The sequence below is a fragment of the Agromyces arachidis genome (assembly GCF_052805135.1).
In genome coordinates, this window is the sequence record NZ_JBRBDK010000002.1 from 350,713 (window position 1) to 366,199 (window position 15,487).

17 protein-coding genes are annotated in these 15,487 nt (G+C 72.5%); 8 read left to right on the plus strand and 9 right to left on the minus strand.

Translation table 11 applies throughout. The features are described from left to right. Positions 1 to 4 precede the first annotated feature (4 nt). The 3 genes from ACUY4T_RS04640 to ACUY4T_RS04650 are packed head-to-tail and all read right to left on the minus strand — an operon-like array spanning position 5 to position 2,026. Positions 5 to 757: a cytochrome c biogenesis CcdA family protein gene (locus ACUY4T_RS04640; protein ID WP_446017729.1), complete on the minus strand. Its 753-nt coding sequence runs from the start codon at positions 755 to 757 to the stop codon at positions 5 to 7. Between the two features lie 19 nt (positions 758 to 776). Then, on the minus strand, positions 777 to 1,382 hold the full coding sequence (locus ACUY4T_RS04645; protein ID WP_446017730.1) for a TlpA family protein disulfide reductase: 606 nt from the start codon (positions 1,380 to 1,382) through the stop codon (positions 777 to 779). Further along, entirely contained in the window at positions 1,382 to 2,026 is a 645-nt protein-coding gene (locus ACUY4T_RS04650; RefSeq protein WP_446017731.1) for a histidine phosphatase family protein, read from the minus strand. The genes ACUY4T_RS04645 and ACUY4T_RS04650 overlap by 1 nt, the downstream gene beginning before the upstream one ends. A gap of 104 nt (positions 2,027 to 2,130) precedes the next feature. Here ACUY4T_RS04650 and aspS point away from each other — a divergent pair, with 104 nt between their 5' ends. Both aspS and ACUY4T_RS04660 read left to right on the plus strand, forming a co-directional pair. Beyond that, positions 2,131 to 3,474 (plus strand): aspartate--tRNA(Asn) ligase, encoded by a 1,344-nt coding sequence (gene aspS / locus ACUY4T_RS04655; protein WP_446017732.1) that lies wholly within the window; start codon positions 2,131 to 2,133, stop codon positions 3,472 to 3,474. 64 nt (positions 3,475 to 3,538) lie between these two features. Continuing rightward, positions 3,539 to 4,789 (plus strand): cation:proton antiporter domain-containing protein, encoded by a 1,251-nt coding sequence (locus ACUY4T_RS04660; RefSeq protein WP_446017733.1) that lies wholly within the window; start codon positions 3,539 to 3,541, stop codon positions 4,787 to 4,789. Positions 4,790 to 4,799: 10 nt separating this feature from the next. On the opposite strand, the gene ACUY4T_RS04665 is transcribed toward ACUY4T_RS04660, so the two are convergent. The 3 genes from ACUY4T_RS04665 to ACUY4T_RS04675 all read right to left on the minus strand — a co-directional run bounded on the left by ACUY4T_RS04665 (position 4,800) and on the right by ACUY4T_RS04675 (position 6,939). Next, positions 4,800 to 6,413 carry an FAD-dependent oxidoreductase gene (locus ACUY4T_RS04665; RefSeq protein WP_446017734.1) on the minus strand — a complete coding sequence of 538 codons (1,614 nt, stop codon included), beginning with the start codon at positions 6,411 to 6,413 and terminating at the stop codon, positions 4,800 to 4,802. A 63-nt stretch (positions 6,414 to 6,476) separates the two neighbouring features. After that, complete coding sequence (locus ACUY4T_RS04670; protein WP_446017735.1) at positions 6,477 to 6,758, minus strand: glutaredoxin family protein; 282 nt, start codon at positions 6,756 to 6,758, stop codon at positions 6,477 to 6,479. Positions 6,759 to 6,840: 82 nt separating this feature from the next. Beyond that, positions 6,841 to 6,939 (minus strand): 30S ribosomal protein bS22, encoded by a 99-nt coding sequence (locus tag ACUY4T_RS04675; RefSeq protein WP_003792170.1) that lies wholly within the window; start codon positions 6,937 to 6,939, stop codon positions 6,841 to 6,843. A gap of 138 nt (positions 6,940 to 7,077) precedes the next feature. Between ACUY4T_RS04675 and ACUY4T_RS04680 the strand changes: the two genes are divergently transcribed. After that, on the plus strand, positions 7,078 to 7,587 hold the full coding sequence (locus ACUY4T_RS04680) for a GNAT family N-acetyltransferase (protein WP_446017736.1): 510 nt from the start codon (positions 7,078 to 7,080) through the stop codon (positions 7,585 to 7,587). On the opposite strand, the gene ACUY4T_RS04685 is transcribed toward ACUY4T_RS04680, so the two are convergent. Beyond that, entirely contained in the window at positions 7,588 to 8,028 is a 441-nt protein-coding gene (locus ACUY4T_RS04685) for an ArsR/SmtB family transcription factor (RefSeq protein ID WP_446017737.1), read from the minus strand. 64 nt (positions 8,029 to 8,092) lie between these two features. Here ACUY4T_RS04685 and ACUY4T_RS04690 point away from each other — a divergent pair, with 64 nt between their 5' ends. Both ACUY4T_RS04690 and ACUY4T_RS04695 read left to right on the plus strand, forming a co-directional pair. Beyond that, the gene (locus ACUY4T_RS04690) at positions 8,093 to 9,559 is read left to right on the plus strand and encodes a TrkH family potassium uptake protein (protein ID WP_446017738.1); all 1,467 of its coding nucleotides are present in this window, start codon (positions 8,093 to 8,095) and stop codon (positions 9,557 to 9,559) included. Beyond that, entirely contained in the window at positions 9,552 to 10,220 is a 669-nt protein-coding gene (locus ACUY4T_RS04695; RefSeq protein ID WP_446017739.1) for a potassium channel family protein, read from the plus strand. Before ACUY4T_RS04690 ends, ACUY4T_RS04695 begins: the two co-directional genes overlap by 8 nt. 25 nt (positions 10,221 to 10,245) lie before the next feature. Here the strand turns inward: ACUY4T_RS04695 and ACUY4T_RS04700 are convergent, their stop codons facing one another. After that, positions 10,246 to 10,641, minus strand: coding sequence for a hypothetical protein (locus ACUY4T_RS04700; protein ID WP_446017740.1), 396 nt, complete (start codon positions 10,639 to 10,641; stop codon positions 10,246 to 10,248). A gap of 98 nt (positions 10,642 to 10,739) precedes the next feature. Here ACUY4T_RS04700 and ACUY4T_RS04705 point away from each other — a divergent pair, with 98 nt between their 5' ends. The 3 genes from ACUY4T_RS04705 to rlmC are packed head-to-tail and all read left to right on the plus strand — an operon-like array spanning position 10,740 to position 14,441. Continuing rightward, positions 10,740 to 11,672 (plus strand): ABC transporter ATP-binding protein, encoded by a 933-nt coding sequence (locus ACUY4T_RS04705; RefSeq protein ID WP_446017741.1) that lies wholly within the window; start codon positions 10,740 to 10,742, stop codon positions 11,670 to 11,672. Next, a complete protein-coding gene (locus ACUY4T_RS04710) occupies positions 11,669 to 13,291 on the plus strand; it encodes an ABC transporter permease (protein ID WP_446017742.1) in 1,623 nt (540 codons plus the stop codon). The genes ACUY4T_RS04705 and ACUY4T_RS04710 overlap by 4 nt, the downstream gene beginning before the upstream one ends. 25 nt (positions 13,292 to 13,316) lie before the next feature. Then, complete coding sequence (gene rlmC, locus ACUY4T_RS04715) at positions 13,317 to 14,441, plus strand: 23S rRNA (uracil(747)-C(5))-methyltransferase RlmC (RefSeq protein ID WP_446017743.1); 1,125 nt, start codon at positions 13,317 to 13,319, stop codon at positions 14,439 to 14,441. Positions 14,442 to 14,636: 195 nt separating this feature from the next. On the opposite strand, the gene proC is transcribed toward rlmC, so the two are convergent. Further along, a complete protein-coding gene (gene proC, locus ACUY4T_RS04720) occupies positions 14,637 to 15,485 on the minus strand; it encodes a pyrroline-5-carboxylate reductase (RefSeq protein ID WP_446017744.1) in 849 nt (282 codons plus the stop codon). Positions 15,486 to 15,487: the final 2 nt, after the last annotated feature.

The window sequence follows — 15,487 nt, forward strand, 5'->3', positions numbered from 1 at the left end:
AGCCTCAGATCGCCGGGACGAAACCACTGATCACCGCCTGCAGGTCGTACATCCAGATGGTCCAGAGGCCCGACACCATGAGCACGCCGATCACGATCAGCAGGGCGCCGCCGATGAGGTTGACGGCGCGGATGTGGCGCCGCACGAACGAGAGCGCGTTGGCGGCCCAGCCGAAGCCGAGCGCGACGAGCACGAACGGGATGCCGAGGCCGATGCAGTACGCGAGGCCCAGCAGCGCGCCGCGTCCCGCGGAGGCGGAGTCGGCGCTGAGGGCGAGCACGACCGCGAGCGTCGGGCCGATGCACGGCGTCCAGCCGAGGCCGAACACGACACCGAGCAGCGGCGCACCCGCGAGCCCCGTCGCCGGCCGCCACGACGGCTTGAACGTGCGCTGCAGGAACGTGAACTGGCCGACGAAGACGAGGCCCATGGCGATCAGCACCACGCCGAGGATGCGGATGATGAGGTCGGACCAGCGCGCCAGCCACGCCCCCAGCACGCCGAACGCGGTCGTGAAGACGAGGAACACGAGCGTGAACCCGGCGATGAACAGCAGCACGCCGAGCAGCAGCCGGCGCCGGGCGCGGCGCTGCTCCTCGGCCTCGGCGCTCGCCTCGGCGAACCCGCCCAGGTAGCCGAGGTAGCCCGGCACGAGCGGCAGCACGCACGGCGAAAGGAACGACACCAGCCCCGCGGCGAGCGCGATCGGCACGGCGACCAGCAGTTGGCCGCTGAAGACGATCTCGCCGAGGTCCATGTCGTGCGCCGGTCCGCCGCTACGCCGCCGCGGCCTCGTCGACGAGGTCGCCGACGATGGTCGAGAGGATCGACGCGTCCTTCACCTGACCGAGGATGCGCGCCGCCACCCGGCCCTCGGCATCGAGCACGAGGGTGGTCGGCACGGCCGCCGGCGGCACGTCGCCGGCGAAGGCGTACTGCACGGCGCCGTCGTTCACGTCGATGATCGACGGGTAGGTGATGCCGTAGTTCTCCTCGAAGGATGCCGCGGTCGCGGCCTGGTCGCGCACGTTCACGCCGACGAACGACGCGCCCTCGCCCTCGAACTCCTCGGAGACCTCCTGCAGCAGGGGTGCCTCGGCGCGGCACGGCGCGCAGCCGGCGTACCAGAAGTTCACGACGACGACCTCGCCGGCGAGGTCGGCCGAGTCGATCGCCCCGCCCTCGATGGTCTCGCCCGCGAACGCGACCGGCTCGCCGCGCTGGTCGGCGGGGAATTCCGAGATGGTGCCGTCGCCGGCGATGTAGCCCTTGTTGTCGCCCGCGCGGTACTGCTCGGCGAGCGGGTCGGTCGAGCACCCCGCCAGGGCGAGCACGGATGCCGCGGCGAGCGCGGCGGCGGCCGCGAGCGTGCGTGCGCGCATCAGACCGCCCCCACGTCGGTGGCCTGCGCCGAGAGTCCGGAGGCCGGGTCGCGGTACCCGATCTCGACGAACCGGCCGTTGCGCCGCTCGAAGCTGGTGATGCTCGAGAGGGCGCAGCGCCGTCGCCGCGGATCGTGCGCGAGCGACTTGCCGGTCACGCGTCGATGCACCATCCAGATCGGCAGCTGGTGGCTGACCATGACGACGTCGCCCTCGTCGACGGAGTCGGCGGCATCGGCCATCGCCTCGAGCATGCGGTCGGCGATCGAGCGGAACGGCTCGCCCCAGCTCGGCTCCCACGGGTTCACGAGGTACGACCAGTTGCGCACGTCGCGCAGCGCCGACTCGCGTCCCGTCATCCGCTTGCCCTCGAACCGGTTCGTCGGCTCGATGATGCGCTCGTCGAGCTGCACCTCCAACCCGAAGCGCGCGGCGACCGGCTCGGCCGACTGCTGCGTGCGCTGCAGCGGCGACGACACGATCGCCGAGACCGGGCGGCGGTGCGACTGCAGGTCGGCCGCGGCGGCGTCCGCCATGCGACGCCCGAGGTCGCTCAGCCCGAACCCGGGGAGTCGGCCGTAGAGCACGCCCTGGGGGTTGAAGACCTCGCCATGGCGCACGAGATGGATCTGCTCGGCCGGCACGCCTCCAGTCTACGAAGCGCTTCCCTTTGAAAGCGCCGTGCGCGCCCCGACGAGCGAGCGGGGCCGGTCGGGCGGCGAAAGGGCGACCGGTAGGATGGCCTGTCGTGAACACGCGCACCCTCGTCAAGCAGCTCGCCGCCCTCCCCGACGGGCCCGTCACGGTCTCGGGCTGGGTCGAGACGGTCCGCGACCAGAAGAAGGTGCAGTTCATCATCCTGCGCGACGAGTCGGGCGCGGTGCAGCTCGTGAACCCCGCCGTGCGCGAGCTCGACCCCGAGGGCGTGAGCGTCGGCGCCGCCGAGGCGCTCGCCCTCACCGAGCAGATCTCGGCGCTCGGCCACGGCACGTTCATCACCGTCACCGGGCAGCTCAAGCACGACGAGCGCGTCAAGCTCGGCGGGCTCGAGGTGAAGATCGCGACGCTCGAGGTCGTCACCGAGGCCGAGGAGACGCCGATCGCCGCGGACTCGAGCCTCGACAAGCGCATGGACTGGCGCTTCCTCGACCTGCGCCACCCGAAGCAGAACCTCATCTTCCGTATCCAGACCACGTTCCTGCACGCCCTGCGCACCTACTGGGTCGAGCGCGACTGGATCGAGATCCAGACGCCGAAGCTCATGGCCTCGGCGTCCGAGTCGCGGGCCGAGCTGTTCGAGCTCGGCTACTTCGAGGGCAAGGCCTACCTCGCGCAGAGCCCGCAGTTCTTCAAGCAGATGGCCCAGCCCGCCGGCCTCGGCCGCGTGTTCGAGGTCGGCCCGGCCTTCCGCGCCGACCCCTCGTTCACCTCGCGGCACGCGACCGAGTTCACCTCGATCGACGCCGAGATGAGCTGGGTCGACTCCCACGAGGACATCATGAAGATGCACGAGGAGCTCCTCGTCGCGGGCTTCACGGCCGTCGTGGCCAAGCACGGCGACGAGGTCCGCGAGCTGTTCGGCATCGAGCTGGCCGTGCCGACCACGCCGTTCCCGCGCATCCCCCTGGCCGAGGCCAAGGAGATCGTCGCCTCGCGCGGCTACGTCGTGCCGCGCGCCGACGCCGACATGGACCCGGAGGGCGAGCGGCAGATCTCTGCGTACGTCAAGGAGACCTACGGGCACGACTTCGTGTTCCTCACGGACTACGCCTCGAGCATCCGGCCGTTCTACCACATGCGCCACGAGGGCGACCCGTCGCTCACGAACTCGTACGACCTCATCTACAACGGCGTCGAGATCTCGACCGGCGCGCAGCGCGAGCACCGCATCGACGTCCTCGTCGAGCAGGCGAAGGAGAAGGGCCTCGACCCCGAGGAGCTCGGCTTCTACCTCGACTTCTTCCGCTACGGCGTGCCCCCGCACGGCGGCTTCGGCATGGGCCTCGCCCGCCTGCTGATGCTCATGCTCGACGCGCACTCGATCCGCGAGACGACGTACCTGTTCCGCGGCCCGACGCGCCTGCTGCCGTAGGCGCCGCCCCGCCTGCCGTCGCGGCACGTGACGGGCACGCCGTGAGGGGGGCAGACTGGCGATCGTGGACGCCCTGCTGCTCTCCTTCGCGCTCGTGCTGCTCGCCGCGATCCTGATCTCCGGGTTCGCGCACCGCACGGTGCTCTCGACGACGGTGCTGTTCCTCGTGGCCGGGTTCCTGCTCGGCAGCGGCATGCTCGACGTCGTCGTGCTCGAGGCGACCGACCCCGTCGTGACGACCATCTCGTCGCTGGCGCTATTCGTGGTGCTCTTCACCGACGGCCAGGAGATCGGGCTGCGGCAGCTGCGGTCGGCGTGGAAGCTCCCGGGCCGGGCGCTCCTGCTCGGGATGCCGCTGACGTTCGCGATCACGACCCTGCTCGGCGTCGCGCTGCTCGGGCTCGACTGGGGCGAGGCCGCCCTCGTCGCCGCCGTCCTCGCCCCGACCGACCCGGTGTTCGCCTCGGCGATCGTGGGGCGCGGCGAGATCCCCTACCGGGTGCGGCACCTGCTGGGCGTCGAGTCGGGACTGAACGACGGACTCGCGCTCCCCGTGGTGCTCATCCTGATCGCGACGGTCGGCGGACCGGAGGTCGAGCCGATCGTGCTCGCCGAGGAGCTCGGACTCGGCATCGTCGTCGGCGTGGTCGTGCCGCTCGTCACGACCTGGCTCGTGCGCCGGCCCGTCTTCAGCCGGACCCCGCTCTACGCCTCGCTCACGCCCGTCGCGGTCGGGCTCATCGTGCTCGGGGTCTGCACCGTCACGCACGCCAACCTGTACCTCGCCGCGTATGCGGCCGGCATCACGATCGCGACCGCCGCGCCCGAGATGCGCGAGGCGTTCACCGAGTTCGGCGGCCAGTTCTCGGAGCTGATCAAGCTGCTCGCCATCCTCATGTTCGGCGCGCTGATCTCGCCCGAGCTGCTCACCGACGTGCCGTGGACGGGCTACGTCTTCGGCATCCTGCTGCTCGTGTTCGCCAGGCCCGTCGCCGTCGAACTGGCCCTGGTCGGCAGCCGCCTGCCGTGGGAGGAGCGGGCGACCGCGGCCTGGTTCGGGCCGAAGGGGTTCGCGTCGGTGCTCTACGGCATCCTCGTGCTGCAGAGCGCGGCACCGCGCTCCGAGTACATGTTCCACGTGATCGTCGTGGCGATCGTGCTCTCGATCGTGGCCCACTCCTCGACCGACGTGCCGATCGCGGGGTGGTTCGCGCGGCGCGAGCAGGCCGAGCGCCGGGCGCACGCCACCTGGCTGGACCCGGCCGAGCGCACGGGCACCGTCGAGCGGGAGGCGGGCCGGGCCGACGAGGCGTGACGATCCGGTCTCAGCGGTCGTCGGCCACGACGCTCGTCGCCGCTTCGCCGCCCGTGGCCGCACGGTCGGCCTCGCCGGCGTCGCCCTCGGCCGTCGCGCTCGACCGGGCGGCGCGGAGCACGACCTCGAGCGGCGGCGCGTCGGCGCGCGCGAGGTCGGCGATCGCGGGCCCCTCGATGCGCCGGCCGCGGTGGTCGAAGCGCGAGGCGTGCAGCGGACAGTCCCAGGTCGACTCGGCGGCATTCCAGTGCAGCACTCCGCCGAGGTGCGGGCAGACGGCCGAGACCTCGCAGGTCGCGCCGCCCACGGTCGACACGCCGACCGGCCGGAGGCCCCGGCGGGCGATGCCGCCGACCCCCTCCGGCGGCGTCGGCGCGACCTCGGCCTCCGGAGCGCGCAGCGCGTCGACCCACCCGCGGACCGCGGCGACGCCGACCTTCGCCCCCTCGACTGCGCCCCGGGCGAAGTCGGCGGGCATGGTGATCCGCGTGCCGATCGTGCGCGCCCAGTCTGGCCGCCTCGCGCCGAGCACCTCGTGCGAGATCCGGATCCCGGCCGCGACGCCGTTCGTGAGGCCCCACTTGGCGTAGCCGGTCGCGAACCAGACGCGCCCGCGCCCACGGGGCATCCGCCCGATGAAGGGCACCGTGTTGTGCGACACGTAGTCCTGCGCCGCCCAGTGCTCGGGCTCGGCGACGTCGGGCCACCACGCGCGCGTCCAGTCCAGCAGCTCGTCGAGCAGCTCGCCCGTGTCGGCGCGTCCCGTGGGGTGGTCGCCGCCGCCGACGATCAGGCTGGTCCGGCCGCCCCAGTCGGCCGATCGGATGCTGCGCGACGGGTCGTCCACCGACAGGTACAGCCCCTCGGGGAGACCCTCGCCCGACGGGGGCGCCGCGAACGACACGAGCATCGAACGGAACGCGCTCGTCTTCGCCCAGTACAGCCCGCGGTCGAGCATCGGCGCGCCCGTCGCGATCACCACCGTGCCCCCCGTGAACACTCCGGAGCTGGTCCGGACCCGGACCGGATCGCTCGCGCGCACGCCGAGCACCCGGACGCCCGTGACCAGGTCGCCGCCGGACGCGACGAACAGGTCGGCGAGCCCGCGCATGAGCTCCGCGGGGTCGAGCGCCAGCTGCCCGTCGAGTGCGGCGGCGCCGGCCAGCGGGAACGGCACGTCGTCGGCCACGTCGCGGACGCGCCGCACGGGCAGCCCCGCCTCGCGGGCGGCGCGCACCTCGGCGTCGACCGCGTCGAGCCCCTCGGTCGTCTGGGCGTACGAGTAGGCGGTCGCCTCGCGGTAGGCGACCCCCGCTCGCTCGCAGGCGCGCCGCAGCCACTCCTGGCCGGCGCGATTGGCGTGCGCGTACGCGCGCACGAGGCCGGCCGAGTGCCGGCGGCGGATCGACGAGAGCCGGGTGCCCTGCAGCAGGCTCGCCTTGCCGGTGTTGCGTCCGCTCGCGAGCGCACCCGGCACGTCCTGCTCGAGCACGATGACCCGGCGGCCCGCGTCGCGCAGCATGATCGCGGTCGAGAGCCCGGTGATGCCGGCGCCGACGACGATCACGTCGGCGTGGCCGGGTACGCCGGGCAGGTCGGCAGGTGTCGCGTCGAGGCTCGTCATGCGGCCCAGTCAACGCGACGCGGCATCCGTCGTCACCCCCCTTGAGCGAACGAGGGCCGCAGGCTAGCCGCGCGGCGCCGACAGCAGCGCCGTCTTCAGTCGCACGGGGTCGATGCGCCAGTAGCCGTGCACCTCGCCGTCGACGAGCAGCACCGGGATCTCCTCCGCGTATCGGGCCCGCAGCGCCTCGTCGTCGAGGATGCTGAGCTCGTCGAGCGTCGTGCTCGGCGCTCCCGGCGTGGCCGCGAGCTCCTCGCGCACGCAGGCCACCACCTCGCGGGCGTCGTCGCAGAGGTGGCATCCGGGCTTGCCGATGAGGGTGAGTCGGATGTCGCGGGGGGTCATCCGCTCAGGATACGTCGCGCGGAGGCAGCGAAAAGCGCCAAGCCCGGGGGCCTGGCGCTTCGTGCCGGTCGTCGGTGACGACCTACTTCTTGTTGCGACGCTGGTGGCGCGTCTTGCGAAGCAGCTTGCGGTGCTTCTTCTTCGCCATGCGCTTGCGACGCTTCTTGATGACGGAACCCACGAAAACCTCACAAAGATCCGAGTCGGCCGCGCGTGCCGCAGCCGAGGGCCGAAAAGCCTCGGGGTAGTCTAGCCCATTCGCCTCGGGGGTCGGAAACGGGTGCCCGGCACACCGCGCGACATCCGCTAGCGTCGAGGGATGCCACGACCCGACCTCGTGATCCGCACGACCCGCGAAGACGACTGGCCGGCGGTGCGCGCGCTTCGACTCGAGATGCTGCGCGACACGCCGATCGCCTACGGAGAGACGCTCGAGGACGCCCTCGACCGCGACGAGTCCGAGTGGCGGATGCGCGCGCGACGCGGCGAGGGGACCCACGAGACGTCGGTCGTCGCCATCGAGGACGACCGCTGGGTCGGCATCATGGGCTGCTACGTGCCCGACCAGGCGACCGGGCCCATGCTCGTCGGCGTCTACGTCGCCCCCGACCGGCGCGGCGACGAGGCCGGGGTGACGCTCGCGCTGCTCGCCGAGGTCGAGCGGTGGGCCGCCGACCGCGCCGAGACGCTGCGCCTCGAGGTGCACGAGGCCAACCCCCGCGCCATCCGCTTCTACGAGAAGCGCGGCTTCGAGCTCACCGGCCACCGTCGACCGTACGAACTCGCCCCGGGCGGGTTCGAGCTCGAGATGGTGAAGCGGGTGCGCTGACTACCGGCGCTTCTTGGGTGCGACCACCGTCGTCACCTGGTGCGCGGTGTCGGCGAACGCCTTGCCGAGCGCCGACGCGAACGCGCGCTGCTCGTTGTTCAGGTCGCCCCCGCCCCCGGCGTCGATCCCGGCGAGCGCAGCGGCATCGGCCGCGGCATCCGTCGTGACGAACGGGATCAGCCAGTCCTCGAGGCGCTCGAGCGGGCCGCGATCGAGGCGGTAGTAGCGGTGCTGGCCCTCTTCGCGCACGAAGACGAGCCCCGAGTCGCGGAGCACCTTCAGGTGCTTCGACACGGTCGGCTGGCTGACGCCCAGGGCCGTCACGATCTCGCCGACGCTGATCTCGCCGTGGGAGTCCGGAACCGTGGTCTCGCGGTCGAGCAGGACCCCGAGGATGTCGCGCCGGGTCGGATCCGCCACCACGTCGAAGATGTCCGCCATGGGTCAAGGGTAGTCACTCGCGACGGGGAGTACCATGACTCACGCGTCGAGCGGAGGAGGGCGGATGGCCGCGCAGCCGGGTGGACGCCGCGGCGACGCGCGCCGTCCGGGCGGTCGCCCCTCCGGATTCGCGTGGGTCGGCCGCGCGCGCGACGCGATCGACCAGCTCGTCCGAGCCTCGCCCGCGCGCTTCGCGCTGCTGATCTTCGCGGCGCTCATCCTCATCACCACCATGCTGCTCTCGCTGCCGATCGCCCGCGCGGGCGAGATCAGCGCCACGCCCCTGGCCGACGCGCTCTTCACCGCGACCTCGACCATCTGCGTCACGGGCCTCACGACGGTCGACATGGCCACCTACTGGTCGCCGTTCGGCAACGCGGTGATCTTCATCGGCATGAACATCGGCGGCATGGGGGTGCTCACGCTGGCCTCGATCCTCGGCCTCGTGGTCTCCCGCCGGCTCGGCCTGCGGGCGCGGCTCATCGCCGCGAGCGACACGAACGCCGCGCGCGTGCACGCGGGACCGGTGTCCGAGCAGCAGGCCGTCCGCCTCGGCGAGGTCGGCGGCCTGCTCGCCACGGTCGCGCTCAGCACGCTGGCGATCGAGTTCGTCATCTTCCTCGGCATGGTCCCGAGCGTGCTCGCCAAGGGCTACGACTTCGGCACCAGCGTCTGGTACTCCGCCTACTACTCGGTGAGCGCGTTCACGAACACCGGGTTCAACCCGAACCCGCTCGGACCGGTCGAGTTCTTCGACGACTACTGGTTCCAGTCGCTGATGATGCTCTCGGTGTTCCTCGGCAGCCTCGGGTTCCCGGTGATCTTCGCGCTGCTGCGCACCTGGCGGATGCCGCGGCGCTGGAGCGTGCACGTCAAGCTCACCCTCACCACGACGGTCGCCCTCTGGATCGCCGGGGCGCTGACGTTCCTCGTGCTCGAGTACGACAACCCGAAGACCTACGGCTCGTTCGGCTTCGGCAAGACGCTGTACGAGGCGTTCTTCATGTCGACCATGACCCGCTCGGGCGGCTTCGCCACCATCGACATGGCCGACCTGTACGGATCGAGCCTGCTCGTGACCGACATGCTCATGTTCGTCGGCGGCGGGTCGGCCTCCACCGCGGGCGGCATCAAGGTCACCACGCTCGCCGTGCTGTTCCTCGCGGCCTACGCCGAGGCGCGCGGCGCCCCCGCCATGGAGGCCTTCGGTCGCCGCATCCCCCGCGACATGCTCCGGCTCGCGGTGAGCGTCGTGCTCTGGGGCGCCACCATCGTGGCGGTCTCGACGGTGATCATCGTGCAGATCACCAAGGCGCCGCTCGACTTCGTGCTGTTCGACGTCATCTCGGCGTTCGCGACGTGCGGCCTGTCGACGGGGCTCGCCGAGTCCCTCCCGCCCGAGGGCAAGTACGTCATGGCCCTCACGATGTTCATGGGACGCGTCGGCACGGTCACCCTCGCGGCCGCCCTCGCGGCGACGCACAAGCGCCAACTGTTCAAGCGACCGGAAGAGAGGCCCATCGTTGGTTGATCGAATCAAGCACGACGCCCCCGTGCTCGTCATCGGACTGGGCCGCTTCGGTGCGGCCACGGCCGGCCAGCTCGACCGGCTCGGCCGCGAGGTGCTCGCCGTCGACGAGGACGAGGGCCTGGTCCAGAAGTGGGCGGAACGCGTCACCCACGCCGTCGTCGCCGACGCCCGCTCGCTCGAGGCGCTCAAGCAGATCGGCGCGCAGGAGTTCTCCATCGCCGTCTGCGCCGTCGGCTCGTCGATCGAGGCGTCGGTGCTCATCACCGCGAACCTCGTCGACCTGAAGATCCCGCAGATCTGGTCGAAGGCGATCTCGAGCTCGCACGGCAAGATCCTCGAGCGCATCGGCGCGAACCACGTCATCTACCCAGAGCGCGAGGCCGGCGAGCGGACGGCGCACCTCGTGTCGGGCCGCATGCTCGACTTCATCGAGTTCGACGACGACTTCGCGCTCGTGAAGATGTACCCGCCGAAGCCCATCCGCGGCAAGAACCTCACCGAGTCGGGCGTGCGCTCGCGCCACAACGTCACGGTCGTCGGGGTGAAGAGCCCGGGCAAGCCGTTCACCTACGCGACGGAGAAGACGGTCGTCTCCACGCACGACCTCATCATCGTGTCGGGCACCGAGGGCGACATCGAACGGTTCGCGGCGCTCGAGTGACGGATGCTGCGGCATCCGCCACCGCTCAGTCGATGAGACCGGCGACCGTCGACGCCACCGTCGCGACGAGCCCGATCGAGAGCAGGATGGCCGCGAGGCCCCCGAGCGCCCGCGGAAGGGGCGAGTCGGGCTCGAACCGCAGGCGGTCGGGCGCGCGGCGGCGGGTGAACGCCGGCTGCGCCTCTCCCGGTTCGACGACGAGCCGCTCCTCGTCGTCGAGCGCGCGCTCGTGGAACTCGCCCTCGGCGAACCACCGCACCCGCCGGCCGTCGGCCGCGTCGACGACCACGGCCTCCGTCGGCTCCCAGGTGCCGTCGACGATCCGCGCGAAGGCGAACGCGAGCAGGCAGAGCCCGCCGCCGACCAGCGTGATCCACGCGACCACCTCGCTGACCAGCGCGATCACGATGAGCACACCCATGCGCTGAGCGTACCGGCGCGCCGGGTGCCGGATGACGCTGCCCGACTCGCGACGCCGGACCCTACCCGAGCCGCCGGCTCGGGCGTAGCATCCGCCGCATGACCACCGTCATCAGCACCCGCGGACTCGAGAAACACTTCGGCCGGACGATCGCCCTCGACGGGCTCGACCTCGAGGTCCGCGACGGCGAGATCCACGGCTTCCTCGGCCCGAACGGCGCGGGCAAGTCCACCACGATCCGCATCCTGCTCGGACTGGCCCGCGCGACCGGCGGCGAGGCCCGGCTGTTCGGCGAGGATCCGTGGCGCCATGCCGCGACCCTGCACCGGCGCGTGGCCTACGTGCCGGGCGACGTCAGCCTGTGGCCGAACCTCACCGGCGGCGAGGCCATCGACCTGCTGGCGCGGCTGCGCGGCGGCGCGGGCGACCGTCGTGCCTACGAGGAACGCAAGGCGCGCCTGGTCGACGTGTTCCAGCTCGACCCGCGGAAGAAGGGACGCGCCTACTCGAAGGGCAACCGGCAGAAGGTGGCCCTCGTCGCGGCGCTGGCCACCCCCGCCGACCTCTACCTCCTCGACGAGCCGACGAGCGGCCTCGACCCGCTCATGGAGCAGGTGTTCAACCGCGAGATCCGGCACGCCGCGGGCGACGGCGCCACCGTGCTCCTGTCGAGCCACATCCTCTCGGAGGTCGAGACCCTCTGCGACCGGGTCTCGATCATCCGCGCCGGGCGTCTCGTGGAGTCCGGCACGCTCGCGGAACTGCGGCACCTCACCCGGTCGTCGGTCGGCTTCGTCCACGTCGCCGGGCAGGAGGCCGAGCTGACCGCGATCGACGGGGTGCACGACCTCGTCGTCGACGACGGCCGGGTCCGCTTCACCGTCGACACCGACCGGATCGCGGGCGTGCTGCCCCAGCTCGGCCGGCTCGGCGTGCAGGGGCTCACCGTCGCGCCCCCGTCGCTCGAGGAGCTGTTCCTCCGCCACTACGGCGACGACGCGGCGCTCGTTGACGAGGGGGCGCGGCGGTGAACCTGCTCGGCGTGCTGCTCGCGCACCGCATCCGGCGCGACCGGCTGCAACTGGTGATGTGGATCGTCGGCACCGCCGCGCTCGCGCTGATGGCGACCACCGCGGTGGCCGACACGTTCGGCGACCGCGCCGAGCGCGAGTCGATCCTGCGGCTGACGATCCTCGCCCCCGCGATCCTCGTCTTCCGCGGCACGCCGAACGGCGCGGGCGAGGGCGAGTTCGCGATCTTCCTCATCCTCGCGTTCCTCGCCCTCCTCGCTGGGCTGATGAGCACGTTCCTCGCGGTCCGGCACACCCGCGGCGACGAGGAGCAGGGCCGCGCCGAACTCGTCGAGGCCACGGGCGCGGGCCGGACGCTGCCGACGGTCGCGACGGTCGCGCACGGGGTGCTCGCCAACGCGGCCCTGGCCGTCGCCGTCGCCCTGGCGTTCGCGGTGAGCGGCCTGCCCGCCGCGGGCTCCGCCGTCGCCGGCGCAGCGGTCGGGGCGACCGGCCTGGCGTTCTTCGGCGTCGGGCTCGTCGCGGCGCAGGTCTTCCGCACCTCGCGGGGCGCCAACGCGTTCTCGGTCGCCGTCGTGCTCGCCGCCTACCTCGTGCGCGGCCTCGGCGACGCCCTGGGCGAGGCCTCGGCGGACGGACTGTTCCGCACGGCGGCCTGGCCGAGCTGGCTGTCGCCGATCGGCTGGGCCCAGCGCACCGAGCCGTTCGCGGCGAACGACCTCGCACCCCTCCTGCTCTCGGTCGGCCTGGCCGCAGTGCTCGTCGGCCTCGTCTTCGCGTTCCAGTCGGCGCGCGACAGCGGAGCGAGCATCCTCCCCGACGCGCAGGGCCGGGCATCGGCCGGACCGACGCTCCGGGGCTCGCTCGGGCTGGCCTGGCGGCTCAACGCGGGCGCGGTCCTCGCGTGGGCGGTGGGCGCCGCGGTCTTCGGCACGCTCGCGACCACGCTGTCGCCCCTCGTCGACGAGATCGGCTCCGACGCCCCGGCCATCGCGGAGACCCTGCGCCGGTTCGCCGGCGAGACCGCGTCGTTCGAGGAGGCGTTCGTGACCACCTTCTTCACGATGGTCGGCATCCTCGCGGCAGCCGCGGCGCTGCAGGCGGTGATGCGCGCACGCCTCGAGGAGGCGCACGGCACCGCCGAGCCCGTGCTCGCGACCCCCGTGGCGCGCGAGCGATGGCTGGGCGACTACGCGGCCATCGCCGCCGTCGCGGTGACGGTGGTGCTCGGCCTCGCGGCCGCCGGCGCCGTCGCCGGCGCGGCGAGCACCGACGACCCCGGCACCACGATCGAGCTCGCGCTGCGAGCGGCGGTCGCCCAGCTGCCGGCCGCGCTCGTGTACCTCGGCGCCGTGCTGGTGCTCGTGGTGGTCGCACCGCGGCTCGCCATCCCGCTGGGCTGGGCCCTGCTCGCGCTGGGCGCGTTCTTCGGGATCTTCGGCGAGCTGCTCGGCCTGCCCGAGTGGATGCACGAGCTGTCGCCGTTCGCGCACTTGCCGGTGCCGGTGGGCGGCGAGGTCGACTGGACGGGCGGCGCGTGGATGCTCGCGATCGCGGCCGCCCTCGTCGCGGCATCCGTCGTCGGGATGCGCCGCCGCGAGCTCGTCACCGAGGGCTGAGCCGCCGGGCGCGTACCCTTGACGGGTGCAGTGCCCGTACTTCGACGCGCGGCGATGCCGGTCGTGCTCGCTCATGGGGCAGCCCTACCCCGGGCAGCTGGCCGAGAAGCAGCGGCACGCGGAATCGCTGCTGGCCCCCTTCGACGTGCCGTCGTGGCTGCCGCCCGTCGCCTCCGGCGAGCGCGACTACCGCAACAAGGCGAAGATGGTCGTCGGCGGCACGGTCGAGGCGCCGACGATCGGCATCCTCGACGCCGACGGCCACGGCGTCGACCTGCAGGCGTGCGGCATCTGCTCCCCCGGCCATCGCGCGGCGTTCCCGTTCCTGGCCCGGTTCATCACCCTCGCCGGGATCGCCCCCTACGACCTGGCCTCCCGTCGCGGCGAGCTGAAGCACCTCATCGTCACGGAGTCGCCCGACGGCGAGCTCATGGTGCGGTTCGTGCTGCGCTCGACCGAGCCGCTCGGGCGCATGCGCAAGCACCTGCCGACGCTGCTCGCCGAGCTCCCGCAGGCGCGCGTCGTCACCGCGAACCTGCTGCCGGAGCACAAGGCCGTGCTCGAGGGCGCCGACGAGGTCGTGCTGACCGAGCACGACACCCTGCCCATGCGGCTCAACGACGTGACAATGCACCTACGACCGCAGAGCTTCTTCCAGACGAACACCGCGATCGCCGAGGCGCTGTACGCGGAGGCGCGCGACTGGATCCGCGACCTCGCGCCCGAGGACGCGTGGGACCTCTACTCGGGCGTCGGCGGGTTCGCGCTGCACCTCGCCGGGGGCGAGACGGCCGTCACGGGCATCGAGACGAGCGTCGAGGCGGTCGCGAGCGCCGAGCTGAGCCGAACGGATGCCGCGCTCTCGCGCGTGCGCTTCGCCGCGGGCGACGCGACCGAGTTCGCGCTCGGCGCGGCATCCGCCCCCGACCTCGTCGTCGTGAACCCGCCGCGGCGCGGGATCGGCGCCGAGCTCGCGGGATGGCTCGAGCGGTCGGATGCCGCGCACGTGCTCTACTCGTCGTGCAACGTCGCGTCGCTCGCGAAGGACCTCGCGGCGATGCCGTCGCTGCGCCCCGTGAAGGCGCGCGTGTTCGACATGTTCCCGCAGACGACGCACTTCGAGGTCATGGTGCTCCTCGAGCGCCGCTGAACCCCCGTTCTCAGGAAACCGTCGCCGGGATCCGCGCGTTTCTCAGGAACTGTCGCCGGGATCCGCACGTTTCTCAGGAACGCCGCCGGGATCCGCACGTTTCTCAGGAACGCCGCCGGGATCCGCACATTTCTCAGGACGACACGCCGCATCCGGCGACGACACGCCGAAAACCTCCTGAGAACGGTTGGGGGGTCAGGCGCCGGCGGCGAGCTCGCGGGCGCGGGCGAGGGCGGCGTCGGTCGCGCGGCCGAAGAGGCCCGCGAGGTCGGACTCCTGGAGCACCGCGATCGCGCGCTCGGTCGTGCCCTTCGGGCTCGTCACCCGGCGCCGCAGCTCGGCGGGGTCGTCGACGGATGCCGCGAGCAGCTCGCTCGCGCCGCGGAACGTGCCCCGCACCATCGTCCCGGCCTGCTCGGGGGTGAACCCCTTGGCGACCGCCGCCTTCTCGAGCTCCTCGATGAGCAGGAACACGTAGGCCGGGCCGGAGCCCGAGATCGTCGAGAGCGCGTCGAGCTGCGACTCCGGCACGACGAGCACGTCGCCGACCGTCTCGAACATCGACACGACGAGCGCGAGATCGGCCTCGGTCGAGCGCGTGCCCGCGGACACGCCAGTGACCGCGCGGCCGACGACGGCGGGCGTGTTCGGCATCGTGCGCACGACCGCGACGTGCTCCGGCAGGTGCGCCTCGAAGGTCGCGACCGTGACCCCGGCGGCGACGCTCACCACGATGGCGCCGGGCTCGAGCGCGTCGGCGATCTCGTCGAGCAGGTCGGGCACCATCGCGGGCTTCACCGCGACGACGACGAGCTTCGCGCCGGCGACCGCGCGGCGGTTCGCCGCCGCATCCGTCTCGGTCGCGTACGCCGTCACGCGCGGCTCGTCGTCGAACTCGGCCGCGCGCGCCGCGCTGCGGTTCGTGGCCGTGATCCCGGCCGCGGTCACGTGGGGCTGCAGCAGCCCGGCGAGGACCGCCCGAGCCATCGATCCGGCGCCGAGGAAGGCGATGGCGGGCAGGTCAACGGGTTGCGAGGGGGCCATGC

Excerpts from the sequence above, each read along its gene's own strand:
- ACUY4T_RS04640 (WP_446017729.1), bottom strand. The coding sequence starts at position 757 with ATGGACCTCGGCGAGATCGTCTTCAGCGGCCAACTGCTGGTCGCCGTG.
- ACUY4T_RS04645 (WP_446017730.1), bottom strand. The coding sequence starts at position 1,382 with ATGCGCGCACGCACGCTCGCGGCCGCCGCCGCGCTCGCCGCGGCATCC.
- ACUY4T_RS04665 (WP_446017734.1), bottom strand. The coding sequence starts at position 6,413 with ATGACGAGCCTCGACGCGACACCTGCCGACCTGCCCGGCGTACCCGGC.
- ACUY4T_RS04670 (WP_446017735.1), bottom strand. The coding sequence starts at position 6,758 with ATGACCCCCCGCGACATCCGACTCACCCTCATCGGCAAGCCCGGATGC.
- ACUY4T_RS04680 (WP_446017736.1), top strand. The coding sequence starts at position 7,078 with ATGCCACGACCCGACCTCGTGATCCGCACGACCCGCGAAGACGACTGG.
- ACUY4T_RS04685 (WP_446017737.1), bottom strand. The coding sequence starts at position 8,028 with ATGGCGGACATCTTCGACGTGGTGGCGGATCCGACCCGGCGCGACATC.
- ACUY4T_RS04690 (WP_446017738.1), top strand. The coding sequence starts at position 8,093 with ATGGCCGCGCAGCCGGGTGGACGCCGCGGCGACGCGCGCCGTCCGGGC.
- ACUY4T_RS04700 (WP_446017740.1), bottom strand. The coding sequence starts at position 10,641 with ATGGGTGTGCTCATCGTGATCGCGCTGGTCAGCGAGGTGGTCGCGTGG.
- ACUY4T_RS04705 (WP_446017741.1), top strand. The coding sequence starts at position 10,740 with ATGACCACCGTCATCAGCACCCGCGGACTCGAGAAACACTTCGGCCGG.
- proC (WP_446017744.1), bottom strand. The coding sequence starts at position 15,485 with ATGGCCCCCTCGCAACCCGTTGACCTGCCCGCCATCGCCTTCCTCGGC.